Origin of the sequence: Streptomyces sp. NPDC093109 (genome assembly GCF_040701725.1) — a bacterium.
Classification (GTDB): Bacteria; Actinomycetota; Actinomycetes; order Streptomycetales; family Streptomycetaceae; genus Streptomyces.
In genome coordinates, this window is the sequence record NZ_JBFBEZ010000003.1 from 284,048 (window position 1) to 310,375 (window position 26,328).

Annotated in this window: 27 protein-coding genes and 1 tRNA gene; 10 read left to right on the plus strand and 18 right to left on the minus strand. The window is 72.6% G+C overall.

Going from position 1 to position 26,328, the window contains the following annotated elements:
- Positions 1-20: 20 nt before the first annotated feature.
- Positions 21-671 (minus strand): hypothetical protein, encoded by a 651-nt coding sequence (locus tag AB0389_RS05610; protein WP_366394015.1) that lies wholly within the window; start codon positions 669-671, stop codon positions 21-23.
- Positions 672-718: 47 nt separating this feature from the next.
- On the opposite strand from AB0389_RS05610, the gene AB0389_RS05615 reads away from it, so the two are divergent.
- On the plus strand, positions 719-907 hold the full coding sequence (locus AB0389_RS05615) for a DUF5703 family protein (RefSeq protein ID WP_366394016.1): 189 nt from the start codon (positions 719-721) through the stop codon (positions 905-907).
- 72 nt (positions 908-979) lie between these two features.
- Here AB0389_RS05615 and AB0389_RS05620 read toward each other — a convergent pair whose 3' ends face one another.
- The 3 genes from AB0389_RS05620 to AB0389_RS05630 all read right to left on the minus strand — a co-directional run bounded on the left by AB0389_RS05620 (position 980) and on the right by AB0389_RS05630 (position 3,632).
- Positions 980-1,795 carry a chaplin gene (locus tag AB0389_RS05620; RefSeq protein WP_366394017.1) on the minus strand — a complete coding sequence of 272 codons (816 nt, stop codon included), beginning with the start codon at positions 1,793-1,795 and terminating at the stop codon, positions 980-982.
- A gap of 138 nt (positions 1,796-1,933) precedes the next feature.
- Complete coding sequence (gene chpH, locus AB0389_RS05625; protein ID WP_366394018.1) at positions 1,934-2,167, minus strand: chaplin ChpH; 234 nt, start codon at positions 2,165-2,167, stop codon at positions 1,934-1,936.
- 139 nt (positions 2,168-2,306) lie between these two features.
- Positions 2,307-3,632 (minus strand): M20/M25/M40 family metallo-hydrolase, encoded by a 1,326-nt coding sequence (locus AB0389_RS05630; RefSeq protein WP_366394019.1) that lies wholly within the window; start codon positions 3,630-3,632, stop codon positions 2,307-2,309.
- A 195-nt stretch (positions 3,633-3,827) separates the two neighbouring features.
- On the opposite strand from AB0389_RS05630, the gene AB0389_RS05635 reads away from it, so the two are divergent.
- Positions 3,828-3,912 (plus strand) — tRNA-Leu (locus AB0389_RS05635).
- 103 nt (positions 3,913-4,015) lie between these two features.
- Here AB0389_RS05635 and AB0389_RS05640 read toward each other — a convergent pair.
- The 5 genes from AB0389_RS05640 to AB0389_RS05660 all read right to left on the minus strand — a co-directional run bounded on the left by AB0389_RS05640 (position 4,016) and on the right by AB0389_RS05660 (position 8,937).
- A complete protein-coding gene (locus AB0389_RS05640; RefSeq protein ID WP_366394020.1) occupies positions 4,016-4,369 on the minus strand; it encodes a DoxX family protein in 354 nt (117 codons plus the stop codon).
- A 54-nt stretch (positions 4,370-4,423) separates the two neighbouring features.
- Entirely contained in the window at positions 4,424-4,897 is a 474-nt protein-coding gene (locus AB0389_RS05645; RefSeq protein ID WP_366394021.1) for a hemerythrin domain-containing protein, read from the minus strand.
- A 29-nt stretch (positions 4,898-4,926) separates the two neighbouring features.
- A complete protein-coding gene (locus tag AB0389_RS05650; RefSeq protein ID WP_366394022.1) occupies positions 4,927-5,856 on the minus strand; it encodes an LLM class flavin-dependent oxidoreductase in 930 nt (309 codons plus the stop codon).
- Between the two features lie 196 nt (positions 5,857-6,052).
- Positions 6,053-7,540, minus strand: a complete 1,488-nt coding sequence (locus tag AB0389_RS05655) for a methyltransferase (RefSeq protein ID WP_366394023.1) — start codon at positions 7,538-7,540, stop codon at positions 6,053-6,055.
- Between the two features lie 359 nt (positions 7,541-7,899).
- Positions 7,900-8,937 (minus strand): enoyl-CoA hydratase/isomerase family protein, encoded by a 1,038-nt coding sequence (locus AB0389_RS05660; RefSeq protein ID WP_366394024.1) that lies wholly within the window; start codon positions 8,935-8,937, stop codon positions 7,900-7,902.
- 388 nt (positions 8,938-9,325) lie between these two features.
- Here AB0389_RS05660 and AB0389_RS05665 point away from each other — a divergent pair, with 388 nt between their 5' ends.
- Positions 9,326-11,770 carry a helicase-associated domain-containing protein gene (locus tag AB0389_RS05665; RefSeq protein WP_366394025.1) on the plus strand — a complete coding sequence of 815 codons (2,445 nt, stop codon included), beginning with the start codon at positions 9,326-9,328 and terminating at the stop codon, positions 11,768-11,770.
- Here AB0389_RS05665 and AB0389_RS05670 read toward each other — a convergent pair.
- Entirely contained in the window at positions 11,763-12,632 is an 870-nt protein-coding gene (locus AB0389_RS05670; protein WP_366394026.1) for a DMT family transporter, read from the minus strand. The genes AB0389_RS05665 and AB0389_RS05670 overlap by 8 nt on opposite strands.
- A gap of 104 nt (positions 12,633-12,736) precedes the next feature.
- Positions 12,737-13,660 (minus strand): type VII secretion protein, encoded by a 924-nt coding sequence (locus AB0389_RS05675; protein ID WP_366394027.1) that lies wholly within the window; start codon positions 13,658-13,660, stop codon positions 12,737-12,739.
- 232 nt (positions 13,661-13,892) lie between these two features.
- Here AB0389_RS05675 and AB0389_RS05680 point away from each other — a divergent pair, with 232 nt between their 5' ends.
- On the plus strand, positions 13,893-14,162 hold the full coding sequence (locus AB0389_RS05680; RefSeq protein WP_366394028.1) for a hypothetical protein: 270 nt from the start codon (positions 13,893-13,895) through the stop codon (positions 14,160-14,162).
- Between the two features lie 70 nt (positions 14,163-14,232).
- Here the strand turns inward: AB0389_RS05680 and AB0389_RS05685 are convergent, their stop codons facing one another.
- A complete protein-coding gene (locus AB0389_RS05685) occupies positions 14,233-14,724 on the minus strand; it encodes an HD domain-containing protein (protein ID WP_366394029.1) in 492 nt (163 codons plus the stop codon).
- Between the two features lie 46 nt (positions 14,725-14,770).
- Here AB0389_RS05685 and AB0389_RS05690 point away from each other — a divergent pair, with 46 nt between their 5' ends.
- Positions 14,771-15,706 carry a pseudouridine synthase gene (locus tag AB0389_RS05690; protein ID WP_366394030.1) on the plus strand — a complete coding sequence of 312 codons (936 nt, stop codon included), beginning with the start codon at positions 14,771-14,773 and terminating at the stop codon, positions 15,704-15,706.
- On the opposite strand, the gene AB0389_RS05695 is transcribed toward AB0389_RS05690, so the two are convergent.
- From AB0389_RS05695 to AB0389_RS05705, 3 genes are all read right to left on the minus strand, one after another.
- Entirely contained in the window at positions 15,691-16,320 is a 630-nt protein-coding gene (locus AB0389_RS05695; protein ID WP_366394031.1) for an MBL fold metallo-hydrolase, read from the minus strand. The genes AB0389_RS05690 and AB0389_RS05695 overlap by 16 nt on opposite strands.
- Positions 16,320-17,405, minus strand: coding sequence for an S-(hydroxymethyl)mycothiol dehydrogenase (locus AB0389_RS05700; RefSeq protein WP_366394032.1), 1,086 nt, complete (start codon positions 17,403-17,405; stop codon positions 16,320-16,322). The genes AB0389_RS05695 and AB0389_RS05700 overlap by 1 nt, the downstream gene beginning before the upstream one ends.
- A 62-nt stretch (positions 17,406-17,467) precedes the next feature.
- The gene (locus tag AB0389_RS05705) at positions 17,468-18,169 is read right to left on the minus strand and encodes an FCD domain-containing protein (RefSeq protein WP_366394033.1); all 702 of its coding nucleotides are present in this window, start codon (positions 18,167-18,169) and stop codon (positions 17,468-17,470) included.
- 149 nt (positions 18,170-18,318) lie between these two features.
- Between AB0389_RS05705 and AB0389_RS05710 the strand changes: the two genes are divergently transcribed.
- Positions 18,319-18,828 carry a gluconokinase gene (locus AB0389_RS05710; RefSeq protein WP_366394034.1) on the plus strand — a complete coding sequence of 170 codons (510 nt, stop codon included), beginning with the start codon at positions 18,319-18,321 and terminating at the stop codon, positions 18,826-18,828.
- Positions 18,829-18,847: 19 nt separating this feature from the next.
- The gene (locus tag AB0389_RS05715; protein WP_366394090.1) at positions 18,848-20,245 is read left to right on the plus strand and encodes a gluconate:H+ symporter; all 1,398 of its coding nucleotides are present in this window, start codon (positions 18,848-18,850) and stop codon (positions 20,243-20,245) included.
- Positions 20,246-20,364: 119 nt separating this feature from the next.
- On the opposite strand, the gene AB0389_RS05720 is transcribed toward AB0389_RS05715, so the two are convergent.
- The 3 genes from AB0389_RS05720 to AB0389_RS05730 all read right to left on the minus strand — a co-directional run bounded on the left by AB0389_RS05720 (position 20,365) and on the right by AB0389_RS05730 (position 24,882).
- Entirely contained in the window at positions 20,365-21,921 is a 1,557-nt protein-coding gene (locus tag AB0389_RS05720) for an APC family permease (protein ID WP_366394035.1), read from the minus strand.
- A 57-nt stretch (positions 21,922-21,978) separates the two neighbouring features.
- The gene (locus tag AB0389_RS05725) at positions 21,979-22,941 is read right to left on the minus strand and encodes a hypothetical protein (protein WP_366394036.1); all 963 of its coding nucleotides are present in this window, start codon (positions 22,939-22,941) and stop codon (positions 21,979-21,981) included.
- Positions 22,942-23,226: 285 nt separating this feature from the next.
- Positions 23,227-24,882 (minus strand): FAD-binding dehydrogenase, encoded by a 1,656-nt coding sequence (locus AB0389_RS05730; protein WP_366394037.1) that lies wholly within the window; start codon positions 24,880-24,882, stop codon positions 23,227-23,229.
- 95 nt (positions 24,883-24,977) lie between these two features.
- Here AB0389_RS05730 and AB0389_RS05735 point away from each other — a divergent pair, with 95 nt between their 5' ends.
- Genes AB0389_RS05735 through AB0389_RS05745 form a run of 3 tightly spaced genes read left to right on the plus strand, consistent with a single transcriptional unit; the run spans position 24,978 to position 26,318 of the window.
- Positions 24,978-25,565 carry an NUDIX domain-containing protein gene (locus AB0389_RS05735; RefSeq protein WP_366394038.1) on the plus strand — a complete coding sequence of 196 codons (588 nt, stop codon included), beginning with the start codon at positions 24,978-24,980 and terminating at the stop codon, positions 25,563-25,565.
- Positions 25,566-25,575: 10 nt separating this feature from the next.
- Positions 25,576-25,968, plus strand: coding sequence for a DUF202 domain-containing protein (locus tag AB0389_RS05740; RefSeq protein ID WP_366394039.1), 393 nt, complete (start codon positions 25,576-25,578; stop codon positions 25,966-25,968).
- Positions 25,968-26,318: a DUF202 domain-containing protein gene (locus AB0389_RS05745; protein WP_366394040.1), complete on the plus strand. Its 351-nt coding sequence runs from the start codon at positions 25,968-25,970 to the stop codon at positions 26,316-26,318. Before AB0389_RS05740 ends, AB0389_RS05745 begins: the two co-directional genes overlap by 1 nt.
- The last annotated feature ends 10 nt before the right edge of the window (positions 26,319-26,328 follow it).

The window sequence follows — 26,328 nt, forward strand, 5'->3', positions numbered from 1 at the left end:
CGGCCCGGAGATTCCCGGCCTCAGGCGTCCTGCTCCTCCAGATCGTCGAGGTCGGCGTCGAGGTCGTCCTCGTCGAAGACGGCGCTGACGTCGAACCGGCAGACCACCTGCTGGGGGTCGGCGTGGTCGAAGGGCGCCGACAGCCACTCCCCCGGTTCCGGGAGATCGTCCGCCGCCGCCACCCAGAGGGTGGAGTCGCCCTCCTCCAGGCCGAACTCCTTGTGCCGGGAGGCGATCTCGTCGGGTTCGTACTCGCCGAAGAGCACACCGAGCGCGGCATGCACACTGCCGCCCGCGATCGCTCCGCGGTCGCCCTCCCCCTCCACGTCGGCGATGCGCTGTGCCTGTGCGAGCAGCCGCTGCGGCTCCGCCACCGCGTAATCGCGCCTGATCAGTACGCTCAGGGCGTTGGGCTCCTCGGGGCCGGTATAGGGCGGCAGGGAGTCGTCGGGGTCCGGGATCTCGAAGGGGGTGACTTCGTCGTAGCGGTGGTAGAGCCGCTCGTCGTAGACCTCGGCCGCGACGGCAAGGGCGTTGAACGCGTCGGAGACCGCCGGATCGTCCTCACCCGTACGGTGTTCGACCGCTGCCAGATGGCGGTCCAGAGCGACCTTGACCGCCTCGGCGGCAGCGCGTACCTCGGCAGCGGTGGGCTGCGCAGCATCAGACATAGTGCAGACGCTATCCGTACCGGGCCGCTGCACGCACAATAGATGCGATGCCGGAATACGAATTTGTCGACGTGTACGTGCCGCGCGGAGTCTCTCGCAAGGATGCGGCCCGTCTGCTCACCGACCACGCCGAGTACCGACACTGGGAACTGGACCGACTGAGCCTGCACCGGGACGGCAGCCGAAGGGTGCGGCTGCGCCGTCGCATCATCCGTCAGGTGCGCGCCACCTGGTGAGTGGTGCGGAACGGGCCCCGCTGCTGCGGGGCCCGCCCTTGTTGTCCCTGCTGCCCCTCTGTGCGCGGCCGGTTACGCGGAGGCGCGGGCGCGGCGGTAGAGGATGCTGCCCGCGAGCAGCAGTCCGGCGCCGGACCCGATCGCGATCCCGAGCCCGCCCGCCCCGGTCTCGGCGAGCACCTCCTTCTCCTCCTCGGGCTTCGCGACGGAGTGGGTCTCCGGGGTGTTCGGTGTGCTCACCTGCTCCGGGGCCGGCGGCACCGCGCGCTCCTCGGTCGGCCGGCCGGGCTTGCCCGGGGTCACCGGGTGCTCCGGCAGGACCGGCGGGGTGACGGGCGTCTCGACGTTCGCGCAGCCGTTGCCGAAGACCGGGTTGAGCAGCCCGATGATGTCGATGCTGTTCCCGCAGGCGTTCACGGGGACGTCGATCGGCACCTCGACGCTGTTGCCGGAGCCGACACCGGGCGAGTGGGCCGTGGTGTTCCCCGCGTGCGCGCCGCCGCCGGCGTGTGAGCCGCCGGCCGGCACGGTGTGGGTGGCGCCGGGGTGCGAGCCGCCCTCGTGGTGGCCGCCGTACGACGGGGTGGTGGTGTGCGCGCCGCCGCCGTACGCGTCACCGTGTCCGCCGCCGGACTGCTGCTTGCCGGACACGTTGGCGCAGGTGTTGCCGAACGCCGGGTTGAGCACTCCCACGACGTCGACGGTGTTGCCGCACACGTTGACCGGGACGTGTACGGGCACCTGGACGTTGTTCCCGGACAGGACGCCCGGGGAGTTCGCCGTGGTGCTGCCGGCTCCGGCGTCCGCCTGCGCGTAGCCGCCGCCGAGCGCGAGCACGCCGCCCGCTGCCGCCACGGTGATCAGGCTCTTGCGCGTGACCTGCCTCATTGCTTCGATTCCTGCCTTCTGCCTTGGGGACTGCCCCTGGGCGTCGGTGCCGGGGCAGGATGCCCAGCGGCCCCGGAGCGCATAGCGCGCGCTCCGGGGCCGGGGCCGGGCTCAGACCCTCACGGGTGAGCTACGACGTCACTTGTTGATGCAGGTGTTGCCGAAGGCGGGGTTGAGCAGACCGATCACGTTGATCGAGTTGCCGCACAGGTTGACCGGCACGTGGATCGGGACCTGGAGCACGTTGCCCGAGAGCACGCCGGGGGAGCCCACGGCGGTGGCCTGCGCGCCGGAGTCCGCGACGGCCATGCCCGCGCCCGCGAGCACGAGACCACCGGTGACAGCGGCAGCAGTGACGACCTTCTTGAGCATGTGTTCCTCCTCGTAGACAAGTGCGGTCCCAGCCTCCTCGGACCGCACATGTGTAACGAAGAGCGACGAGCGAGGCTACGACCGGCCGGTCGCATTCACTCTTCTCAGTCACCGACGCACAGATTGGCGAATTACCCGGTCAGCTGTGATCGATGAAACGGTCGAGGACGCGCACACCGAACTTCAGCCCGTCCACCGGCACCCGCTCGTCGATCCCGTGGAACATGCCGGCGAAGTCCAGCTCCGGCGGCAGCTTCAGCGGGGCGAACCCGAAGCCGCGGATGCCGAGGTCGTCGAAGGACTTGGCGTCCGTACCGCCGGACAGCATGTACGGGACGGCCCGCGCGATCGGGTCCTCGGCGACCAGCGCGGTCTGCATGGCGTCCACCAGCTTCCCGTCGAAGCTGGTCTCCAGCGCCTTGTCGCCGTGCACGTCCTCGCGCCGGACGCGCGGGCCGAGAATCCGGTCGAGGTCGGCGAGGAACTCCTCCTCGTACCCCGGCAGGAACCGTCCGTCGACATGGGCGGTCGCCTGGCCCGGGATCACGTTCACCTTGTAGCCGGCGCCGAGCATGGTGGGGGCCGCGGAGTTGCGCAGGGTGGCCCCGACCATCTTGGCGATGCCGCCGAGCTTGGCGAGGGTCGCGTCCATGTCCTCGGGGTCGAGCGGGGTGCCGAGCGCGTCGGACAGCTCGTCGAGGAACGACCGTACGGTCTTGGTCACCCGCACCGGCCACTGATGGCGGCCGAGCCGCCCCACGGCCTCGCACAGCTCGGTGATCGCGTTGTCGTTGTTGGTCATCGAGCCGTGCCCGGCGGTGCCGTCCACGGTCAGGCGCATCCAGTGCATGCCCTTCTGGGCCGTCTCGACGAGATAGAGCCGCAGGTTCTCGTTGACGGTGAAGGAGAAGCCGCCGACCTCGCTGATCGCCTCCGTCACGCCCTCGAAGAGACCGGGGTGCTTGTCGACGAGATACCGCGCGCCGTACGTACCGCCCGCCTCCTCGTCGGCGAGGAAGGCCAGCACGATGTCGCGCGGGGGCTTGCGCCCGCTGCGCATCCGGTCGCGGACGACCGCGAGGGTCATCGCGTCCATGTCCTTCATGTCGACGGCGCCCCGGCCCCACACACAGCCGTCCGCGATCTCACCGGAGAAGGGGTGGTGGCTCCAGTCATCGGCGTTGGCCGGGACGACATCGGTGTGGCCGTGGATGAGCAGCGCCGGCCGGGAGGGGTCCTCGCCCTCGATCCGGGCGACGGTGGAGGCGCGGCCCTTGTGCGACTCGAAGATCTTCGGTTCGAGCCCCACCTCCGCGAGCTTCTCCGCGACGTACTCGGCGGCGAGCCGCTCCCCCGGCCCCGAGTGGTCACCGTAGTTGCTGGTGTCGATCCGGATCAGATCCCGGCAGAGGTCGACGACCTCGTCCTCGCCCGATACGGCCCTGCCCGCGTTCGGCTCGCCCACGCTGCTCACTCCCACGGTCGTCGCTTGCTGTCCCTCGTATCCTCCCGCGATCCGCCCCCACACCCAAGACCGGACCCGGCCTGTCACACGCCCGTCACACAAGGCGGCCCGGGACCACGGCGTGATCGGGCACCCCCGATTGTTTGCTATGGTTTTCCACGTCGGAACGCCGCGAGGCACTCCGGCAGACACCTGGTCCGGGTGGCGGAATGGCAGACGCGCTAGCTTGAGGTGCTAGTGCCCTTTATCGGGCGTGGGGGTTCAAGTCCCCCCTCGGACACAGACAGATAGCCACCCCATGGGGTGGCGCACCGGCTATCAGGCCCGGGTGGAGGTTCTCCTCCGCCCGGGCCTGCTGCTTTACCCGCGCCGACGCGTCGGGCTCAGCCCGTGGCGATCCGCAGGACGAACGTGACCGCGGCCAGGATGCCCAGGGTGAGCGCCGGGGCCATGGCCTTCACGGGGTCCTTGACCCTGATGTGCCCGATGAAGGCGCCGGCCATCAGCAGGACGAGACCAGCGGCGGCGGCGGCTCCGAGCGGGGCCCAGAACAGGCCGATCAGCAGGCCGGCCGCGGCGGCGATCTCCAGCAGTCCGATGACCCGCAGACGCCCCGGCGGCAGGCCGATGTGCGCGGCCATCTCGGTGTTCTTCGGCCGGTCGGGCAGCTTGGAGCTCCCGGCCGCGGCGTACACCACGGCCAGGAGCGCGGACAGAATGACAGTGGCGATGAACAACGTGCACTCCCTGGAAGGACAGGAACGGCAGAAGGGGGACGGTGGGAACCGGGGTCAGACCCAGGCCGGCAGTCGCCCCAGGACGGGGATGATGTGCTCCTCCTCCAGCGTCAGGTGCTCCTCCAGATGGTCGGCGAGCGTGCCGACCGCGGAGTGCGCCGTCGCCCAGAGCGGATCGTCTCCGGACAGCGAGGCGACCGCGTCGGTCACCGCGTTGAGCAGTGTCCCGATACGCCGGTGGTCGGCCTCCAGTTTCGCCACCACGGGGGTGAGTTCCGGGGCGGCCCTGAGCACCGCGGGAAAGATACGGAAATCCTCTATGGAATGGTGGGTTTCCAGCGTCCGGCAGTAGAAATCGCAGAAAGACTTCAACTGCCAGGCATTCTGGCGCATAGCCAGGTTGTCGACGAGTGCGTGTACTTCGGCCGCCGTGGCGGTCGACCGCTGCGTCAGCAATGTCAATGCCTGCCGCAGGCTGTCCATGTCATTGCGTAAACCCGCGTGGGCGGAGAGCAGTTGGCTCACCATCGCCTCACCGGAAGGAGTTGTCCTGACCGTCATCGCGACTGCTTTCCCCATTCCTTCTCTACCGCCTCGCGAACCGCCGGAACGACTTCCTGGGCAAAGGTCTCGACCTGCCACGCATAGTCGAGGCCGGGTTCGAAAAGCGCGAGCTGGATTCCGCTGACACCGTGGTCGATCACCAGCGAGGTGAGCCGCTCGGTCCAGCCGGCGACACCCTCGTGGAACGGCTCGCCGCCCTTGGGGTCGATGTGGCCGACGATGTTGTAGAGCCTGCGGACGTCACCGGGCGACCGCCCCGCGGCCACCGCCGCTTCGTCGATCCGCTTGTTGCGCTCGGTCAGTCCGGCCGGGTCCACGTACGGGTACGACGGCAGCCATCCGTCGCCCAGCCGGCCGACCACCTCCAGCGACCTGGGCCCGTAGGCACCGACCCAGATCCCGATCGGGTGGGCGGGAGCCGGGCCCGCCGCGACGCCCTCCACGCTGTAGTGCTCGCCCTCGAAGCTCACCGGCTGCTCCGGCTCGCCCCACACGAGGCGGATCACCTCGATCGCCTCGGCGAGCGCGGCCACGGCCTCCCCGGGGGTGCGCCGCGGAGCGCCCGCGCCACCGCTGCCCCGGGTGGCCAGCACACCACTGCCGAGGCCCAGTTCGACCCGGCCACCACTGAGCAGGTCGAGCGAGGCGGCGGCCCGCGCCAGCATCACCGGCGGACGGAACGGCAGGTTGGCCACGTCAGGGAAGACCCGGATGCGCTCGGTACGGGCGGCGACGGCCGTCAGCAGCGTCCACGCGTCCAGGTTCGTACCGGTGTAGGGGTGGTCGATGATTCCCAGCAGTTCCAGACCGAGAGTGTCGGCCAGCTCGGCAAGGCCGACCAGTTCGTCCGCCTTCACGGCGTCCGTCCCCAGGGCCAGGCCGAACTGGGGAGCGGCGGGTGCACGCTGGACCTGCGCAGGCATCGCGGTGTTCCTCACTGTTGGTGGTGGGGATCCATTCAAGCCCGTGCGCCACCACCGATGACTTCTGTGGGAGTGACGGTTACCAACGGGCGGCGTAAGACGGAGTGACGGTGCGGGAGGTTTGCGGCGCCGCGCCGGTCCGCCGGGTCTCCCTCGCGGACCGGCGCGGCAGCCTCGACCGTCCTTCGTGCGCGGGCTACTTGCGGCCGACCACCACGGAGACCGGGCCCTGGAGCGGTCGGACCGTACAGTCCCTGAAGCCGGCGTCAGCCATCCAGCCGAGGCAGTCCGCGCCGCTGTAGTCGAACCCGTCGGGGCTCTCCAGCAGCATGTGCAGGCTGGTCAGCAGGCCGAAGGCGTTCTCCCGCCGGTCGTCGTCGATCATCGACTCGTAGACCACGACCGCGCCGCCGGGCGCGAGCGCCTCGTACGCCTTGGCCAGCAGCATCCGCTTGGTTTCCAGGCCCCAGTCGTGCAGCACCCGCCCGAAGACGATCACGTCGGTCGGCGGCAGCGGGTCGGTGAGGAAACTGCCGCCGGCGAACCGCAGCCGGTCCGCGAGCCCGACGCGTGCCACCGTGTCCTGGAAGCTCGGGGCGACCTGCGGCAGGTCGAAACCGACCCCGTTCAGATGCGGGTGCTCCGCCAGCACGGTGCTGAGCAGGATGCCCTCGGAACAGCCGACGTCGACCACCCGGGAGAACTCCGCCCAGGGGAAGTGCCGGGCCAGGGCCTGGGCGGCGGCCATCGAACCGCCGGTCATCGCCTTCTGGAAGCGGCGGGTCAGCTCGGGGTCGTTGTAGAGCGCGTCGAAGGGATCGCCGTCCTTGCCCGCCAGGTTGTTCTGCGGCTGCCCGGTGCGCAACGCCGTGGTGAGGTTGCCCCACGACCGGTACCACTGCTCGCCGGCCATCTCCAACAGGCCGCCGATATAGGTGTCCCGCGCCCGGTCCAGGAACGTCGCGGAGTGCGGGGCGTTGCGGTACACGCCGTCCTCGCGGTCCAGCAGCCCCAGCGCGACCTGGCTGTCGAGGAAGTCGCGGGCGCCGCGCTCGTGCAGCCCCAGCCGGGCCGTCAGGGTCGCGGCGTCGGCGGGACCCGCCGCCGCCAGCTCCGAGTACAGGCCCAGCTCCAGGGCGGTCAGCAGCACCTTGGCCGGCCAGAACCCGAGGCCGAGCTGGACGAGCCGGTCCGGCGCGTCCTCGGCGTCCGCGCCGGGCAGGCCACCGGGCCGCGGGGGCCGGCCGGCGTCGCTCGCCGGGGCGGTGTCCGGCTCGATCAGCCGGAGCAGTTCGCCTGCGTCGAAATGGTCCTCGAACCGGACGGCCCTGCCGTCGGCCAGCGTCCAGGAGTGGACGAAGCGCAGGGCGGCGCTGCGGCCGTCGAGTCCGGTGACCAGGCGGGTGCCGAAGACGGCCACCCGGTCGCCGTCGACCAGGAACTCCTCCGGGTCCATGCGCATCCCGCCGAGCACGGAGGGCACTTGCGCGAGGAACTTCCGCACGCCCGCGTGGCCGTGCTCGGTGCCGCCCAGGCCCAGGCCGGACAGCGAGTCGGGGTACACCCACTCGATGTCCGGGTGGAAGAACTCCAGAACGGCGTCGATGTCCCTGCGGTGAAACGCTTCGTAGGAGGCCCGGATACGGTCCTCGACCCGGATTTCGGCACGCTGTTCGGCACTCATCGGCTGATCCCTTCGGGAGGATGGAGTCGGGTAAGTGGTACGGCAGTGTGCGGCTGTTGCAGTCGAACGCGCGGCGCGTCGGCCGACCGGCGGTGAAGGGCCGGATACGGACGCAAAAGGGAATGGGATGCGGAAATATCGATCGGGCGTGACCGCTGGGCCGGGAATCTACCGGGAAACCCACTCGGTGCACCAGATCCCACCATCGCGGGGGCACGGAGAAAATGCGGCGCCATCCGTGGATTTGATCCGGGATGGGATGTCCGGAAGCGCGCCGGTCCGGTGTCCCGCGTCGGGAATTCGCTCAGGATATGAGGCGAGTTATTTCGAGTTCCACCGAACGGCACACGGCGGAACGGCTATGGGGCCTCGTCCGCGAGCAGGGCGCGGACCAGTTCGTCGGGTACGGCGGCGGGCGAGGTGTGGGTCCAGTGTGCGTCGCGGGTCTTGTCGACCAGGACGGCCCGTACGCCCTCGGCGAAGTCGGGTTCGCGGACGAGCCGGGACGCCACCGTGAGATCGCGGCGCAGGCAGCCGGCGAGGTCGTCCCGGGCGCCGAGGCGGAGCAGTTCGTCGGTGAGGCGCAGGCTCAGGGGGGACGCGGCGGCCAGGAGTGCGCGGGTGCGGGCGGCCCACTCGGCGCCGCCGGCTCCGGGGACGCCCGCCCGCTCGTGGGTACGCAGCCGCTCGTCGATCTCGTCGAGGGAGCCGGGCGCGAACACCGCGTCCACGGCCCCGCGCAGGCCGTCCGCCTCGGCCGGTACGGGCCTGGCGGCCTTGTCCAGCAGGTCGTCGAGCCCGGTGGTGCCCAACGCGGAGATAAATTCGGGGAGTTCGGCCGAGGCGACGAAGTGGGTGGCGAGTCCGGCCCCTACCGACCTGGCCCCGTCCAGCCGGGCGCCGGTGAGCCCGAGGTAGCGGCCGTACGCGCCCTGGAGGCGGGGCAGGAAGTAGCAGGACCCCACGTCGGGGACGAACCCGATCGCGGTCTCCGGCATCGCGAACACCGCCCGCTCCGTGGCCACCCGGACCGCTCCGTGGACGGAGATACCGAGCCCGCCGCCCATGGCGATGCCGTCGATCAGGGAGACGTAGGGCTTCGGGTACTCCGCGATCTCCCGGTTGAGCGCGTACTCGGCGCGGAAGAAGCCGCGCGCGGTCCCGTGCTCGTCGCGCAGTACCGCCTCGCGGAGCGCGCGGACGTCGCCGCCCGCGCAGAACGCCTTGGGCACCGCGCTGCGTACGACGACCGTGCGGACGTCCGGGTCGTCGCGCCAGCGGTCCAGCGCGGTCCGCATGGCCGTCACCATCTCCGCGTCGAGCGCGTTCAGCGCGGCTGCCCGGTCGAGCACCAGATGCGCGACGCCCGCGCGCACCGACGTGGTGACACCAGTCATCGGAATTCCTCTCGGCTGGGGCCTGCCCGGCTCGGGGGCCTGCCCGTTCGTCCTCGCATGCTCTCCCGGGCACCGGCCGCCGGTCACACCGCCCCGGGCGCGGGCCGGAGCGGCGCCGGCCGGAGCGGCGCGGGCTCGTGCCGCCGTACGCCCCCTCCGTACCACCGGCGCTCCGCGGGGGTCACCGGAATGGTGAACTCCGCTCCACCGGAGCGACCGGGACGCTACGGTACGTGACAGGAATGTCACCCGTTCCCGAACTTGTTCCCGACTTCTCCGCTTGAGGTGATCCGCCATCAGCGCGTCTCCCGGATCCTCGCTGGCCGTCTGGCTGCGCACCCTCGATCCCGAGCGCCTCCGCCGGGTGCTGGCCGCACGGAGCGATGCCGTGCGCGAGCCGGCCCCGCGGTCGCTCGGGGAGGCCGCCGAGCGGATGGGGCGGCTCGAATCGGTGGTGCTCGTCCTGCCGTTGCTGCCCCGGCCCGTGCTCCAGACCACCGAGGCGCTGGCCGCGCTGGGCACGCCCGCGCCGGTCGGGGCGCTGGAGAAGCTGCTGGGGGTGCCCGTCGACCGGGGGCCGCTGGCCTCGGTGCTGCGCACCCTGGCCGACCACGCGCTGGTGTGGCCCGCGCCCGACGGGCGGCTGCGGATGGTGTCCGCGCTGCACCAGTGGTGGACGTCCCCGCTCGGGCTGGAGGCCCGGCTCGGCGCCCTGCTCTCCGACAAGAGCTCCGAGGAGCTGCGCCGGATCACGGAATCGCTGGGGCTGGGCGCCGGCCGGACCCGGCAGGAGCGGCTGGACCGGATCCTGGAGCACCACCGGGACCCCGCGCGGGTGCGCGAGGTGGCGGACTCGGCTCCGGAGGGGGTACGGACGCTGCTGTACGGGCAGGCCGCGGGCAGCACGCCTCCCGTGGCGGCCTCCGGCGGGGGCGCGCGGTACGCGGACGAGCGCTGGGCCACGGACCGCGCGCTGCTGGTGCGCCGGCACTACGGTTCGCGCGCCGCGCTGCCCGCCGAGGTGACGCTGGCCCTGCGCGGCCCCGACTGGCGCGCGCCCTTCGACCCGCTGCCGCCGAAGCCTGATCTGCGTCCGCTGACCGCCGCCGAGGTGGAGCGGGAGGCGGCGGCCGTCGCCGCCGAGCTGACCGGGCACGCCGCCGCGCTCCTCGCCGAGTGCGCCCGGCGGCCCCCGGCGCGGCTGCGGACCGGCGGGATCGGTCCGCGTGAACTGGTCAGGCTCACCAAGGCCGCGCAGTGCCCGGAGGACGTGGCGCGGCTCGTCCTGGCGTGCGCGTACGCGGCCGGGCTGCTGGCCAGGGACGGCGAGACGCTGCCGGTCACCGGGGCGTACGACGAGTGGGCGGAGCGGGAGCCGGCCGAGCAGCTCGTCCGGCTGCTGCGCGCCTGGTGGACCCTGGGCCGTACGCCGACCCACGCCCACGACGCGGAGGGGCGGCCCCGGCCGGCGCTGGACACGGCGCCGCCGTCGGCGGAGTGCGTCAGGGACCGGCACGCGCTGCTGGCGGCTGCCGCGCGGCTGCCGGTCACCCATGGCGTACGCGAACCGGCGGCCCTGGGGCGGCTGGTGAGCTGGCACCGGCCGCTGGCCGCGACGCATCCGCAGGACCGGACGCCGTTCGCGGCGCTGGTGCGGGAGGCCGGTCTGTTCGGGGTGCTGGCGCGCGGCGCGCTCTCACCGCTGGGCGCGGCGCTGCGCGCGACCGGACCGGGCGAGAGCCGTCGGAGCGGCGGAAACGATACGTCCGGGGACGCGGCCGGAGGCTCGGGCGGGGGTACGGCCGGAGGCCCCGGCGGGCTGGCGGAGTGCGCGCGGCGCCTGCTGCCGTCGGCGCTGGACCGGGCCCGGATCGGCGCGGATCTGACGGCGGTGGTCCCTGGCGTGCCCTCCGCGCGGCTGGCGGGCGTGCTGGACTCCGTCGCCGTACGGGAGGCGCGCGGTACGGCGTCGGTCTGGCGGTTCGGCCCCGACTCCGTGCGCGGCGCGCTGGACGGGGGCCGCAGCGCCGAGGAGATCACCGCCGAGCTGGCCGCGGTCGCGGAGGCGGACGCGCTGCCCCAGCCGCTCGTCTATCTGATCGCGGACACCGCCCGCCGCCACGGGCAGGTGCGGGTCGCCGGGGCCGGCTGTGTGATCCACGGCGTACAGCCCGCGCTGCTCACCGAGATCGCCTCCCACCGGCGGCTGTCCCGGCTCGGCATCCGGCCGCTCGCGCCGTCCGTCCTGCTCTCCGGACTGCCGCTGGAGGAGACCCTGACGGCTCTGCGCGCCGAGGGGTACGCGCCGGTCGCGGAGGAGAGCGACGGTACGGCGCGGGCGGAGCGGCAGGCCCAGCCGCGCGCCCGGCCGGGGGCGGGGGCCGGTTCCGGTGCCGGTGAAGGGGCGGCAGGCAGGGCGGTACGGGCGCGGGCCGGTGCCGTTCCGCGTCCCCGCGACGGGCGCCCCCGGGCCGGCTCCTCCCCTGCCGTCCCCGATCTGGCGGAGCTGGCGGCGCTGCTGCTCGCCGCCGCACACGATCCGCTGGACGGCGCGCCGTATCTGAGCCGGACCGAGGAGACGCTCGCGCACCGCTGCCCGCCCCGGCTGAGCCGCACCGAGCTGCGCAGGCTCGCCGCCGCGCTCGAAGAGGAGTCCCCCGTCACCATCGAGTACGCGGACGATGCCGGCGACAGCGACGACAGCGGCGGGCGGACCGTATATCTGCTGCGGGAGCCGTTCCTCGATCCGCCGGAGCTGATCGGCCGGTGCCCGGGTGAGCCCGGTGAGCGCTCTTTCTCGCTGGCGCGCATCCGGTCGGTCCCGCCTACGTGACGCGCCGGGGCCCCGGCGGGGCGCCCGCCGCGAGGGGCGAGCGGGCCAGCTCCAGACAGCCCGCGGCGATCAGCGCTACGGCGGCGAGTTCGGGCAGCAGCCACCAGCCGGTGCGCAGGGTCTCGCCGAAGAGCGTGACGCCGTACGCGATGCTGATCAGCGCGTCCCCGAGCGTGAGCATCGGCTGCGACGCGGCCAGGGAGCCCGCCTGGAGGGCGTTCTGGAGCAGGAAGAGCGCGCCCACCCCGGCGGCGGCCATCGCGTAGAGCTGCCAGGACGCGAACACCGCGCCGATGCCGCCGGGCTCGAAGCGGGCGACCGCGTCCTTCATCAGGGCGGCGGTCAGCGCGTATCCGCCGGCCGCGGCGAGGCCGAGGAGCGCGGCCCGCGCGTTGCCGCGCAGCCGCAGCGACCAGAGGATCAGGCCGGCCTCTGCGGCGCCGGTGACCAGCAGCGCCGGGATCCAGGCGGCTCCCCTTACGGTGTCGGTGCCGCCGCCGGGGGCCGCCGTGGCCATGCCCAGCGTCAGCCCGAGGGTCACGGCGGCCACCCCGTACCAGGCGGAGCGGGCCAGCCGGGCGCGGAAGAGATAACTGGCGATCAGCAGCGTGGCGGGCAGCTCCAGTACGAAGATCGGCTGTACGACGGCGATCGGCCCGGTCGCGAGCGCGACCGCCTGGCACGCGGCGGCCACCAGCACCAGCCCGATCCCGGCCAGCCACACCTTCTGCCGCAGCAGCCGCCCGATCAGCGAGAGGCGCATGGCCTCGGTATCGGGAACGGTGGCCGCGGCCCGGCGCTGGAGCACCGCGCCGGAGCCGTTGCTGATCGCGGTCAGGATGGCGAACAGGACACTGATCACCGGGCCATCATGCGGGCGGGGCGTCCGCGAACCGGTCTCATCGGGGCGGGCGGGCCGTCGGGCCGGACCGAATGGGGTACGCGCGGCCCGCGCGTGATGTTCCGTCAGCGCACGCCCGCGGCGCGGCGCAGCGCCTCGGTGGCCAGCCGGGTCGCACCGGCCCGGGTGTCGGGGGCGAGCAGCGAGGTGAGGACCGGCCCGCCGGCGGCGAGGTGACGGTCGTACGGTACGACCACGACCGGCACGCCGGTCTCCTCCAGATGGCGCGTGGCCGCCTTCACCCCGAAGGCCGCGTCCGGCGCGGAGACGGTGAGCGCGATCACGGTGCTGGCCAGCACGGGCCGGGGCAGCCCGGCCATCCAGTCGAGCACCGCGCGCGTGCTGCTCACGCCCTCCAGGGTGGCCGGCGCGACGAGCACGCGCGCGTGCGCGGTGTCCACGGCGGTACGGGCCAGTTCACCGGGGAGCGTCTCGCAGTCGACGACGGTCACACCGAAGTGGCGGCGCAGCGCGACCATCACCGTGCGGTACGCGGCGATGCTCAGCGGCGCGCCGATGCGCCCCTGGCTGCCGGGCAGCAGCCAGCCGCCCTCCAGCGGGACGAGATAGCCGGTGATGTCGGTCAGTTGCATGGCCGGGTCGAGGATCGCCGCGAGATCCGCGCAGCTCCAGCGCACGGTCTCGGCGCCGAGCCGGACGGGGAGCGTACCGAGCGCGGCGTCGGCCTCCACGGTGAGGACCGGGTCCTGGCGGTACTGGTTGAAGGTGCGGCTGAGCAGCGCGGTGACCGTGGTCTTCCCGGCGCCGCCCCTGATGCTGGTCACGACGATCTGCCGCCCGGAAGCGACGCGCAGCCGCAGCTCCTCGGCCACCGCCGGGTCATCACCGGCACCGTCCCGCCCACCGACCCCGATCAGCCCACGCGCGGCCCGGGTGGAGCGCCGGACGAGCGACTCCCCGTGCCGGGGCCGCCCCGCGGCGGCGGCGAGGGAGGGATCGGTGACGGCGACGGACTCGGGGGCGGGCATACGGAGGAGGGGTGCGGGGGCCGCCGGGGCGGCCGTTGGCACCGGGGCCGCCGGGGCCGCCGAAGGCGTTGGCGTCCCGCCGGGCGCGGGCGCGTACGGGACCACCGGCTGGGCAGCCGGAACGGCCTGCGGTACGACGGGTACCGGCCCGGGCACGGGGCCCGGCGCAGCCGGGGGTTGAGCGGACAGAACAGCCGGGTGAGCCTGCGGCGTCACGGACGTGGGTCCGGGCGTGGGCGCGTACGAGGCCGCCGGGGCGGCCGAGGGCTTCATACCCGTCGACACGGGCACGGGCACGGCCACCGGGGCGGTCGGGGGCTGCCCCGGCGCGGTCGCGGGTGCGGCCGGGGGCTGCACGCCCGTCGGCGTGGGCGCGATCACCGGCGCGGCCATCGGCCCGGCCGCCGAGAGCGGCACGACCGCCGGTCCGGCCGGTGGTGGGGTGTGCTGGGTGTGGTGGTGGGACGGGCCGGGACGGCCGTCGTGTTGTTGCCGGTCCTGACCGGACATCTCGGATCCCCCTCCAGGCCGACGCCGCGCCGGGGCGGCTGATCGAACCTATCATCGGACCATCAGCCTTCGGCCAGCCCCAACAGACGCCGCATCCGGGCGTATTTGGCCGTCAGGCGCTCCCTCGTCGCGGCGTCCAGCGCGGCCAGCCGGGCGGGATCCGCGTTGTGCGCGAGGTCGGCCTCCTTGATCAGGCGCGTACCGGGAACGGCGAGGATCCGGGCCGCGTACTCCTCCGGCGGCTCGCCCTCGCGTTTGGTCATCGCCAGCACCATGTCCTTGACGGCCGGCGGCAGCGGGGCCGCGTCGAGCCACGCGCGGGACAGCGCGTCGTCCTCGATCGCGTCGTGCAGCCAGGCGGCGGCGATCTGCTCGACGCTGCCGCCCCGCCGGGCCACCCCGTCGGCCACCGCCGCCAGGTGCTCGGCGTACGGCCGCCCCGCCTTGTCCGTCTGTCCCGCGTGCGCCCGGCGGGCGAGCGCCGCCACCTCGGGCAGGGGCAGATGTTCTGCCGTCTTCCGGTCTTCCGTGTCCTGGGCTTCGGTCTCTTCCACGCTTGGATGATCCCTCTTGTGCGTCCGGTCGGTACACTCCCGGGCCGTGGCCCGTCGACACCGTCCCCCGCCGCCCGCCCCGCTCCCCCAGCGCGCCGGGATCGATCCCGTACGGCTGCGGCTGCCCGCCGATCCGGACGGGGAGTGGGCGACCGTACGGGATCATCTCCTGGCGCGGTTCGGCCCGGCCGTCGGTGCGGCGCGGGTCGAGGAGATGCTGCGGGACGGGCGGTTCGTGGGGGTGGACGGGGCGGCGGTCGGGGGCGGGGAGCCGTACACCGCCGGGCGGTATGTGTGGTTCCACCGGGACTTCGCCGCCGAGGAGCGGGTGCCGTTCGAGGTCGGCGTCGTGTACCGGGACGAGCGGATGGTCGTCGCCGACAAGCCGCACTTCCTGGCCACCACCCCGCGCGGCGGCCATGTCACCGAGACCGCCCTCGCGCGGCTCCGCGACACCCTCGGGCTGCCGGAGCTCCAGCCCGCGCACCGGCTGGACCGGCTGACCGCCGGGCTGGTGCTCCTCGTCGTACGGGCCGGGGACCGGGGCGCGTACCAGACGCTGTTCCGGGACCGGGCGGTGCGCAAGGAGTACGAGGCGATCGCGCCGTACGACCCGGCCGTGGCGCTGCCCGTCACCGTACGGAACCGGATCGAGAAGGAGCGCGGGGTGCTCACCGCGCGGGTGGTGCCGGGCGAGCCGAACGCCGAGAGCCGGATCGAACTCGTCGAGCACCAGGGCGGGTTGGGCCGCTACCGGCTGCTGCCCGCCACCGGCCGCACCCATCAGCTGCGGGTGCATATGAACGGTCTGGGGCTGCCGCTCCTGGACGACCCGCTCTATCCGGTCGTCCAGGACCGCGCTCCCGACGACTACGCGCGCCCGCTCCAGCTCCTCGCGAAGGTGCTGGAGTTCACCGATCCGGTGACGGGCGCGCCGTGCCGTTTCGAGAGCCGGCTGCGGCTGGCTCAGTGGCCGCGCTGAATCCACTCCGCCAGCTGCGGGGCCTCGGCGCCCACCGTCGTGCTGTCGCCGTGTCCCGTCCGGACGACCGTCTCCGGCGGCAGGGCCAGGAGCCTGTCGCGGATCGAGTCGATGATCGTCGGGAAGTCCGAGAACGACCGGCCGGTGGCGCCGGGGCCGCCCTGGAAGAGCGTGTCGCCGGTGAAGACCGTCGCCAGCTCGGGGGCGTACAGGCAGACCGCGCCCGGCGCGTGGCCGGGGGTGTGCAGCACGGTCAGTGTGGTGCCGCCGACGGAGAGGGTCCCGCCGTCGGTCAGCTCGCCGTCCGGCAGCCGCTCGGGGTGGGTCTGCTTCCACAGCGGCAGGTCGTCCGGGTGCAGCAGGACGGGCGCGCCGGTCCGGGCCGCGAGTTCCGGGGCCGCGTCGATGTGGTCGTTGTGCGCGTGGGTGCAGACGATGGCGCGCAGCGTACGGCCGCCGAGCGCGGCCTCGATGGCGGCGGCGTCATGGGCGGCGTCGATGACGATCGCCTCGGTGTCGTCGCCGACGATCCAGACGTTGTTGTCGACGTCCCAGGTGCCGCCGTCGAGCGAGAACGTGCCCGAGGTGACGAGATGGTCGATGCGTACGGCCATCAGAGTGCCACCACCGAGCGCAGGACATCGCCCTCGTGCATGCGCGCGAACGCCTTCTCGACGTCGCCGAGTCCGATGGTCTCGGTGACGAAGGCGCCGAGGTCGATACGGCCCTGCTGGTGCAGGTCGATGAGCATCGGGAAGTCGCGGGACGGCAGGCAGTCGCCGTACCAGGAGGACTTGAGCGCGCCGCCGCGGCCGAACACGTCGAGCAGCGGCAGTTCGAGCTTCATCTCGGGGGTGGGGACGCCGACCAGGACGACGGTCCCGGCCAGGTCGCGGGCGTAGAACGCCTGCTTGTACGTCTCGGGACGGCCGACCGCCTCGATGACGACGTCCGCGCCGAAGCCGCCGGTCAGCTCGCGGATCGCCTCGACGGCGTCGGTGGAGCGGGAGTTGACGGTGTGGGTGGCGCCCATCGTCTTCGCCGTCTCCAGCTTCCGGTCGTCGACGTCGACGGCGATGATGCGGGCCGCGCCCGCGAGCCGCGCGCCGACGATCGCCGCGTCGCCGACGCCGCCGCAGCCGATGACGGCGACGGAGTCGCCGCGGCCGACCTGGCCAGTGTTGATGGCGGCGCCGATGCCGGCCATCACGCCGCAGCCGAGCAGTCCGGCGACGGCCGGGGAGACGCTCGGGTCGACCTTGGTGCACTGGCCGGCCGCGACCAGGGTCTTCTCGGCGAAGGCGCCGATGCCGAGGGCCGGGGACAGCTCCGTGCCGTCGGTCAGGGTCATCTTCTGCTTCGCGTTGTGCGTGTTGAAGCAGTACTGGGGCCGGCCTCGCAGACAGGCCCGGCAGTTCCCGCACACCGCACGCCAGTTGAGAATGACGAAGTCGCCGGGGGCGACCTCGGTGACGCCCTCGCCGACCGACTCCACCACGCCCGCGGCCTCATGGCCGAGGAGGAAGGGGAAGTCGTCGTTGATGCCGCCCTGCTTGTAGTGCAGATCGGTGTGACAGACGCCGCACGCCTGGACCTTCACCACGGCCTCACCGGGGCCCGGGTCGGGGATGACGATCGTCTCGACCCGTACCGGCTCGTTCTTGCCGGGAGCGATGACCCCTTGCACCTGCTGCGCCATGCCAGGACCTGCCTTTCCTCGTACCTCGGGAACCTCACGAATGTACGTCAGGAGGAGACGGCTCAGGGCGCCAGTACGTCGAGTTCGTGCAGGGCGCCCACCGCGATCTCCCTGGTCAGCTCCTCCGCGCGGGCCGCGTCGCCCGCGCGGATGGCCTCGGCGACGCCCACATGGAGGGTGACGGCGGCGGGATCCGGGTCCGCGAACATCACCCGGTGCTGGGTACGGCCGGTGAGGACCTCGGCGACGACATCGCCGAGCCGGGCGAACATCTCGTTGCCCGACGCGTTGAGCACCACCCGGTGGAAGGCGATGTCGTGGACGAGGTACTCCGCCAGCCGGCCGCCCCGGGAGGTGGCGACCATGCCGAGCGTCTCCTCGGTGAGCGCCGCGCACTGCTCGGGGGTGGCGTGGCGGGCGGCGAGCCCGGCGGCGACCGGTTCGACGGCGGAGCGCAGAGTGGTCAGCGAGCGGAGCTGGCGGGGCCGGTCGGCGCCCGCGAGCCGCCAGCGGATGACGCGCGGGTCGTAGACGTTCCACTCCTCGGTGGGGCGTACGGTCACGCCCACCCGGCGCCGGGACTCCACCAGATGCATGGATTCCAGGACGCGGACGACCTCGCGGACGACGGTGCGCGAGACATCGAAGCGCTGCGCGACCTCGTCGGTGCGTACGACGCTGCCCTGCGGGTATTCGCCGGCGGTGATGGCGAGACCGAGGGTGTCCAGCACATGGGTATGCAGGCCCCGGCCTTCAGTGGTCATGGGAACAGCCTACGGGGCACGGTCCGGCAACAATAAGTACGACGTTTATGTCACAGCCTCTTGAATAAGTCGTACCTAATGGGTTTCAGTAGCGCGACGGACGCGTGTCCGTCGGTGAACCGATGTCGAGGAAGACAGCGAGGCAAGCGATGAGCACCCCCCACGTCGTCGTGGTGATGGGCGTAGCAGGGACCGGGAAGACCACGGTCGGGCCCCTGCTCGCCGAGGCGCTGGGCGTCCCGTACGCCGAGGGCGACGACTTCCACCCGCCGGCGAACATCGCGAAGATGTCCGCCGGTACGCCGCTGGAGGACGCCGACCGGTGGCCCTGGCTGGACGCGATCGGCGCGTGGGCCCACGGCCGGGCGGCGCTGGGCGGGGTGGCGAGCAGTTCCGCGCTCAAGCGGGTCTACCGGGACCGGCTGCGGGCCGGGGCGCCCGGGATCGTCTTCCTCCACCTCACCGGTGACCGGTCGCTCGTCGAGAAGCGGATGGGGGAGCGCAAGGGGCACTTCATGCCCACCGCGCTGCTGGATTCGCAGTTCGCCACCCTGGAGGACCTGGGGGCCGACGAGGCGGGTGTGGCCGTCGACGTGTCGGGCACGCCGGAGGAAATAACCGAACGGGCCGTCGCCGCGCTGCGCCGGCTGGAAAGCTGAAGGAACCCCCGTGACACCCCTGAGCAGTCTCGGCGTCGAGACGCTGGCGGCGGGCGCGACCGAGCCGATCACCTCGGCGGGCAACGCGCATCTCGGTATGGCGGTCGTCGGCGGCATCGCCGTGATCGTCCTCCTCATCACCGTTTTCAAGCTGCACGCCTTTCTGGCCCTGACCCTGGGCTCGCTGGCGCTGGGCGCCTTCGCGGGCGCCCCGCTGGACAAGACCATCGCCAGTTTCACCGCCGGTCTCGGCTCGACGGTGGCGGGTGTGGGCGTGCTGATCGCGCTCGGCGCGGTCCTCGGCAAGCTGCTGGCGGACTCCGGCGGCGCCGACCAGATCGTCGACACGATCCTGGCGAAGGCGAGCGGCCGGGCGATGCCCTGGGCGATGGTGCTGATCGCCTCGGTGATCGGGCTGCCGCTCTTCTTCGAGGTCGGCATCGTGCTGCTGATCCCGGTGGTGCTGCTGGTCGCCAAGCGCGGCAACTACTCCCTGATGCGCATCGGTATCCCGGCGCTGGCCGGGCTCTCCGTGATGCACGGTCTGATCCCGCCGCACCCCGGCCCGCTGGTCGCGATCGACGCGGTCGGCGCCAACCTCGGGGTCACGCTGGCGCTGGGCATCCTGATCGCCATCCCGACGGTGGTCATCGCCGGTCCGCTCTTCTCCCGGTACGCCGCGCGCTGGGTGGACCTCCCGGTCCCCGAGAACATGGTCCCGGAGCGCACCTCCGACGAGCTGAAGACCCGGCCGAGCTTCGCCGCGACCGTCGCCACCGTGCTGCTGCCCGTCGTCATGATGCTGGGCAAGGCGCTGGTCGACATCATCGTGGACGATCCGACGCACACGGTCCAGCGGGTCGCCGATGTCGTGGGCTCGCCGCTGATCGCGCTGCTCTCCGCCGTCTTCGTCGGTATGTTCACGCTCGGCCGGGCGGCCGGGTTCAGCAAGGGCAAGCTCTCGGTGACCGTCGAGAAGTCGCTCGGCCCGATCGCGGGCGTGCTGCTGATCGTCGGCGCGGGCGGTGGCTTCAAGGGGACGCTGATCGACTCGGGCGTCGGCCAGATGGTGCTGGACATCTCCAAGAACTGGTCGATCCCGGCGCTGCTGCTGGCCTGGCTGATCGCCGTGGTGATCCGGCTGGCCACCGGCTCCTCGACGGTGGCGACGATCTCCGCGGCGGGTCTGGTGGCGCCGCTCGCGGCGGACATGTCCACGACGCACGCGGCGCTGCTGGTGCTGGCGATCGGTACGGGCTCGATCTTCTTCAGCCATGTGAACGACGCAGGGTTCTGGCTGGTGAAGGAGTACTTCGGGATGACCGTCGGCCAGACGATCAGGACCTGGTCGGTGATGGAGACGCTGATCTCGGTGACCGGGATCGTCTTCGTCCTGCTGGTGTCGCTGGTGTTGTAGCGCCCGCCCGTGAACCGCGGCACCCGCCCGTCCCCGGAGCACCGGGGGCGGGCGGGTGTCTGTGTGCCGTCCGTACGCTGTCAGGCCGGGCCGGGGGCCCGGTCGGACGGGGGTCCCGGTCAGACGGGGGTGCGCTCCGACTCGGCCTCGGCCACGGCCTTGTCCAGCTGGAACGCCTCGTTGCCCAGACCGATCCTGGCGTGCACCTCCGGCTTGACGGAGCGCAGCACCAGTCCGTAGACGAGTCCGCCGACGAGCGCGAGCCCCATCAGACCGGGCAGGATCCACCGGAGCACGGAGCCGGGGCCCGCGTCGATGAGCACACCGAAGTCCTTGACGGTGTAGAAGGCGATGGTCACGAGCGCGACGATCGCGAGCCCCGAGGAGATCAGCCGGGGGGCGTGGGTGCGGCCCGCTCCGCGCCGTACGAAGAAGACGATGACGGCGAGGGAAGCGAGCGCCATCAGGGTGATGACGCCGAGCGCGCCGACGCTGCCCATCCAGGTGAACTGCCGCAGCACCGGCACCGTCGGGTCGCCGTGCGGCTTGTCGTCGGTCAGCGCGAAGGCGGCGATGGCTGCCACCGAGATCAGGGTCTGGAGCACGGAACCGTAGGCGGGCGCCCCGCTCTTCCTCGTGGTACGGCCGAAGCTCTCGGGCAGCAGGCCCTCGCGGCCCATCGCGAAGGCGTAGCGCGCGACCACGTTGTGGAAGCTGAGCAGCGCGGCGAACATGCCCGTCACGAACAGGATGTGCAGGAGGTCGGTGAAGGTGCCGCCGAGCCGTGCCTCGGTGAGCCCGAAGAGCAGCCCGGGGCCCTGTTCCACCGACAGGTTGACGATCGAGCCGGGCCCGGCGGCCACGGTCAGCGCCCAGGCGCTCAGGGCGAGGAAGGCCGAGGCGTAGCCGACGGCGAGGAACATGACGCGGGAGACGACGATGTGCGGCCGGCTCGTCTCCTCCGCGTACACCGGGGCCTGCTCGCAGCCGACGAACGCGGCGACGCAGAAGCAGAGCGCGGTGCCGAGTCCCGCGCCCGTCAGACTGGCCGGGTCGAAGGCGGCCATGGACAGGCCCTCGGGGCCCGGTTCGGCGACGACCGCGATGTCGAAGATCACCACGAGGATGCACTCGATGGCCAGCAGGACGCCGAGGACCTTGGCGTTGAGGTCGATCTTCAGCCAGCCGAGGACCGCGATGCCCGCGCAGGCGGCGAACGCGGGCACCCACCACGGTACGACGAGCCCGAGGAACTGGTCGAAGATCGCGGAGACCTCGAAGCCCAGCAGGCCGTAGACGGCGAACTGCATGGAGCTGTAGGCGACGAGGGCGAGGATCGAGGCGCCCGCGCCGAAGGTCGGGCCCAGGCCGCGGGCGATGTAGGCGTAGAAGGCGCCCGCGTTGTGGATGTGCCGGCTCATCTCGGCGTAACCGAAGCTGAACAGCATCAGGATGGCACCGAGGATGAGATAGAGCAGCGGCTGCCCGACGATGCCCATCACACCGAAGACGCTGGGCATGAGACCGGCGACGACCAGCATCGGCGCGCTCGCCGCCATCACGGAGAGCAGCAGGCCCACGGTGCCGAGCCGGTTGGCGCGCAGCGCCCGTTCGTGCCCCTTGTACGTGTTGATCTCTCTCGTACTCGAACTCGTACTCGAACTGCCCGTCGACATGACAGGGATGTCCTTTCAGGAGGGTGCGGAGAAGAAGGAAGAAGAGGAGGCGGCCCTTCAGACCGAGCCGAGCGCTTCGTTGCGCGCGGCGACGAAGGCCTGGTGCGGGTCCCGGTCCGGGTAGGACCAGGGGGCCGGGGTGATGTGCCCGCCGATGCGCTGGAACAGCGCGGCGGCCTCGGCGACGCGCCCGTCGTGGAACTGGGCGTGGGCGAGGAAGTTGAGGTCGACGCGGTTGCGCGGATGCTCGGCGGTCTCCCACTCCAGCCACCAGTTGAACGCCACCTTCAGCACCTGCCGGGCGCGCCGCCCGGTCCAGTGCTCCGACGAGGCGGGGTCGGCGGGTTCGTGGCCGGCGGCGGCGAGCACGCGGTAGCGCTCGGCGTGGGCGACGACGGGCAGGATCGCGAGCGGCGAGTCCGCGGGGGCCTGTTCGGCGGCCCAGGACGCGAAGTCGTAGACCTCGTGGAGGGGGTCCTGTCCGGCGTGGGCGTGGCGCTCGGCGAGCCGCGCGGCCATCAGGTGATGGGCGTGGTGGTGATCCGGGTGGCGGGTCCTGACCTCGTCGAAGAACCGGGAGGTCTCCTCCTCCGTGCCGGCGGTACGGGCCAGCAGCAGCAGTCCGAGCCAGGGTGTGGGGTCGGCGGGCGCCAGCCGGACGGCGTCGAGGCACGCGGCCCTGGCCTTGCCCTCCTTCTCCTTGCCGTTCAGTACGCCGTAGACCTTGGCGCAGGCCAGCAGCGTGGTGGCGTCGGGGCTGCCGGGCTCGGCGAGCAGCCAGTCACCGCTCCAGACGGCGGCGCCGGACGCCTGGGCGAGCACGAGGACACGGTGGCCGCGGCGGTCCCAGTCCGATCCGGTCGAGGCGAGCAGGGTACGCGCCTCGGACCAGCGACCCTGGGCCAACTGGTCTCTTACGGCGGCGAGTTCGACGTCATCCAGAGCCGGGTCGAAGAAGTGCTCGGGGCGTGAGCCCCGTCTTCGCAAGCGGCCCAGGGGTGGCGGCGGAGGCGGGGACATCCGCGGGATTCCTCCAGGCACGTGAACGAGCGATGATCGCGGATAGCCAATCGGTAGCCAACACCTCACGTCAAGTGCTGACTTGACACGGAACGGCGTCAACTCGCCTTAATGCCAAGGCAATTACTCTGCGGTACGGACAGGGGCGTGTCCGCCTGGCGCCGGACACGGAGCGTGGCGGTCGCGGGACCGTCCCCGGGCGCCCCGCCACCGCCCTTCACACCTTTACGGCCATCACCGCACCGCCCGCGTCACCCCGCGGTCCGCGTCACCGACCCGCCCGCGTCACCGCACCGCCTGCGCCGCCGCGCGGCCCGCCGTACGGCCCGAGAAGACGCAGCCGCCGAGGAAGGTGCCCTCCAGCGAGCGGTATCCGTGCACCCCGCCGCCGCCGAAGCCGGCCGCCTCGCCCGCCGCGTACACCCCGGGCAGCGGGTCGCCGCCGTCGGTCAGGACGCGGGAGGACAGATCGGTCTCCAGGCCGCCGAGCGACTTGCGGGTCAGGATGTTCAGCCGTACGGCGATCAGCGGGCCCGCCTTCGGGTCGAGGATCCGGTGCGGGGTGGCCGTACGGATCAGCTTGTCGCCCAGGTACCTGCGGGCGCCGCGAATGGCCGTCACCTGAAGGTCCTTGGTGAACGGGTTGGCGATCTCCCGGTCCCGCGCGGTGATCTCGCGGCGCAGCTCGCTCTCGTCGATCAGCTGCTCGCCGGTGAGCTTGTTCATGCCGCGTACGAGCGCGCCCAGATCCTTCTCGACGACGAAGTCGACGCCGTTGTCCATGAACGCCTTCACCGGCCCCGGCACGTCCGCGCGCGCCCGCCCGAGCACGTCGCGGACCGACTTCCCGGTCAGGTCGGGGTTCTGCTCGGAGCCCGAGAGCGCGAACTCCTTGCCGATGATGCGCTGGTCGAGCACGAACCAGGTGTACTCGTGGCCGGAGCGCATGATGTGCTCCAGCGTGCCGAGCGTGTCGAAGCCGGGGAAGAGCGGTACGGGCAGCCGGCGCCCGCGCGCGTCCAGCCAGAGCGAGGACGGGCCCGGCAGGATCCGGATGCCGTGCCGCGCCCAGATGGGGTTCCAGTTCTCGATGCCCTCGGTGTAGTGCCACATCCGGTCGCGGTTGATGTGGTGGGCGCCGGCCGCCTCCGCGACGCCGAGCATCAGCCCGTCGACATGCGCGGGCACCCCGGAGAGCAGCTTGCGCGGCGGGGTGCCGAGGCGCTCGGGCCACTGCGCGCGGACGAGGTCGTGGTTGCCGCCGATGCCGCCCGAGGTGACGATCACGGCCTGCGCGCGGAGCGAGAAGTCCCCCGTGACCGTACGGCTGCTCGCGGTGCCGCGCGCGGCGTCGCTGGGCTCCAGGACCTCGCCGGTGACGGTGTCGACCGTACCGGCGGTGCTGGCCAGCCCGGTGACACGGTGCCGGAAGCGGAGGGTCACCCGGCCCCTGGCGACGCCCTCGCGCACCCGCCGCTCGAAGGGCTCGACCACGCCGGGTCCTGTCCCCCAGGTGATGTGGAAGCGCGGTACGGAGTTGCCGTGCCCGGTGGCGTCGTACCCGCCGCGCTCCGCCCAGCCGACCACCGGGAAGAAGCGCACGCCCTGCCCGTGCAGCCAGGCGCGCTTCTCGCCGGCCGCGAAGTCCACGTACGCCTCGGCCCACTTGCGCGGCCAGTGGTCCTCGGGCCGGTCGAAGCCGGCCGTACCGAGCCAGTCCTGGAGGGCGAGGTCCCGGCTGTCCTTGATGCGCAGCCGGCGCTGTTCGGGCGAGTCGACGAGGAAGAGCCCGCCGAACGACCAGTGCGCCTGCCCGCCGATCGAGCGCTCGGGCTCCTGGTCGAGGACGATGACGGAGCGGCCCGCGTCGGCCACTTCGGCGGCGGCGACCAGCCCCGCGAGCCCCGCCCCGATCACAATCACGTCAGCGTCGTACGCCATGGCATCCATCCTTCGCGGGCGGGGGCGGGTGAGTGGTCCGATCTTCCGTACGGGCGAGTAACGAGTCAACTGATTGGATGGATCGGATGGACGACATGAGCGATACACCGAACCCCGGCACACCGGATCCCGGTACACCGAGCCCCGGTACACCGAACCCCGCCGACGAGATCCTCGACTTCGTCGACGAGAACGACCGGGTCCTCGGGCAGGCGCCGCGCGGCGAGATGTACGCGAAGGGGCTGCGCCACCGCTGCGCCTTCGTGCTCGTCCGGGACCCGGCGGACCGGATCTTCGTCCACCGCAGGACGGCGGGGAAGCTGGCCTTCCCCTCGCTGTACGACATGTTCGTGGGCGGGGTCCTCGGCGCGGGCGAGAGCTACGACGAGGCGGCGCTGCGGGAGGCCGAGGAGGAGCTGGGGGTGTCGGGCCTTGAGCGGCCCGTACCGCTCTTCCCGTTCCGCTACGACTCCCCCGACGGGACGTTCCGGGAGCACGCGTACGTGTACGAGGTGCGCTGCGCGCTGCCGGTCCGCCCGCAGCCGGAGGAGATCGCCTGGCACGCCTTCCTGCCCGAGGAGGAGCTGGTGCGCCGGCTCGGCGAGTGGGAGTGGGTCCCTGACGGGCTGGCGGCGTACGGGCGGCTGCGGGCGCTCCGCGCCGGGGGCGGCGGCCCCGCGTAGGGTGCGACGTGTGATCGATTTCGTACGGAACCTGCGGCTGTGGTTCGCGCCCCAGCGTGTCGCCGAGGAGGGCGACACCCCGGACTACCGCTTCTCCCTCGCCAACGAGCGCACCTTCCTGGCCTGGATCCGTACGGCGCTCGCCCTGGTCGGTGGCGGTTTCGCGGTCGACCAGTTCCTGCCGGACCTGCGCTGGGGCGTCCGGGTCGGGCTCGCGGTGACGCTGCTCGCGGCGGGCGCGCTCTGCGCGCTGCGCGCGGTGAGCCACTGGATCCGCTGCGAGCGCGCGATGCGCCGGAAGGAGGACCTGCCGGTCTCCGCGTTCCCCACGCTGCTGAGTCTGGCGGTGGCGCTGGTGGCGGTGGCGATGCTGGCCTTCGTGGTGCTTGGCCGGGCGGGCTGATGACGGCGGGCGCGCCTCCTCCCTCCGCTCCCTCCGCTCCCTCCGCGCGCGACCGGGATCCCGGCCTTCAGCCGGAGCGGACGCGGCTCGCGTGGCGGCGTACGACGCTGTCGTGCACGGTGGTGCTGGTGCTCGCGGTGCGGCAGGTGGTACGGGCCGGGGCCACGGCGGCGGGGTTGACGGCGCTGGCGGTGGGCCTGCTGGTGTGGCTGGGGTTCCTGTGGGTGGCGCGGCGGCGGATGACGGAGCTGAGCGCGGCCCGACCGCGCGTCCTCGGAACGGGCGGCGCGGTCGCGCTGGTGGTCTGCACGCTGCTGCTGGCGGTGTGCGCGGCGGCGGTCACGGGGTGAGCGCGGCGCC

Excerpts from the sequence above, each read along its gene's own strand:
- AB0389_RS05610 (WP_366394015.1), bottom strand. The coding sequence starts at position 671 with ATGTCTGATGCTGCGCAGCCCACCGCTGCCGAGGTACGCGCTGCCGCC.
- AB0389_RS05615 (WP_366394016.1), top strand. The coding sequence starts at position 719 with ATGCCGGAATACGAATTTGTCGACGTGTACGTGCCGCGCGGAGTCTCT.
- AB0389_RS05620 (WP_366394017.1), bottom strand. The coding sequence starts at position 1,795 with ATGAGGCAGGTCACGCGCAAGAGCCTGATCACCGTGGCGGCAGCGGGC.
- chpH (WP_366394018.1), bottom strand. The coding sequence starts at position 2,167 with ATGCTCAAGAAGGTCGTCACTGCTGCCGCTGTCACCGGTGGTCTCGTG.
- AB0389_RS05645 (WP_366394021.1), bottom strand. The coding sequence starts at position 4,897 with ATGGTGAGCCAACTGCTCTCCGCCCACGCGGGTTTACGCAATGACATG.
- AB0389_RS05650 (WP_366394022.1), bottom strand. The coding sequence starts at position 5,856 with ATGCCTGCGCAGGTCCAGCGTGCACCCGCCGCTCCCCAGTTCGGCCTG.
- AB0389_RS05655 (WP_366394023.1), bottom strand. The coding sequence starts at position 7,540 with ATGAGTGCCGAACAGCGTGCCGAAATCCGGGTCGAGGACCGTATCCGG.
- AB0389_RS05660 (WP_366394024.1), bottom strand. The coding sequence starts at position 8,937 with ATGACTGGTGTCACCACGTCGGTGCGCGCGGGCGTCGCGCATCTGGTG.
- AB0389_RS05675 (WP_366394027.1), bottom strand. The coding sequence starts at position 13,660 with ATGCCCGCCCCCGAGTCCGTCGCCGTCACCGATCCCTCCCTCGCCGCC.
- AB0389_RS05695 (WP_366394031.1), bottom strand. The coding sequence starts at position 16,320 with ATGGCCGTACGCATCGACCATCTCGTCACCTCGGGCACGTTCTCGCTC.
- AB0389_RS05700 (WP_366394032.1), bottom strand. The coding sequence starts at position 17,405 with ATGGCGCAGCAGGTGCAAGGGGTCATCGCTCCCGGCAAGAACGAGCCG.
- AB0389_RS05705 (WP_366394033.1), bottom strand. The coding sequence starts at position 18,169 with ATGACCACTGAAGGCCGGGGCCTGCATACCCATGTGCTGGACACCCTC.
- AB0389_RS05710 (WP_366394034.1), top strand. The coding sequence starts at position 18,319 with ATGAGCACCCCCCACGTCGTCGTGGTGATGGGCGTAGCAGGGACCGGG.
- AB0389_RS05720 (WP_366394035.1), bottom strand. The coding sequence starts at position 21,921 with ATGTCGACGGGCAGTTCGAGTACGAGTTCGAGTACGAGAGAGATCAAC.
- AB0389_RS05725 (WP_366394036.1), bottom strand. The coding sequence starts at position 22,941 with ATGTCCCCGCCTCCGCCGCCACCCCTGGGCCGCTTGCGAAGACGGGGC.
- AB0389_RS05730 (WP_366394037.1), bottom strand. The coding sequence starts at position 24,882 with ATGGCGTACGACGCTGACGTGATTGTGATCGGGGCGGGGCTCGCGGGG.
- AB0389_RS05735 (WP_366394038.1), top strand. The coding sequence starts at position 24,978 with ATGAGCGATACACCGAACCCCGGCACACCGGATCCCGGTACACCGAGC.
- AB0389_RS05745 (WP_366394040.1), top strand. The coding sequence starts at position 25,968 with ATGACGGCGGGCGCGCCTCCTCCCTCCGCTCCCTCCGCTCCCTCCGCG.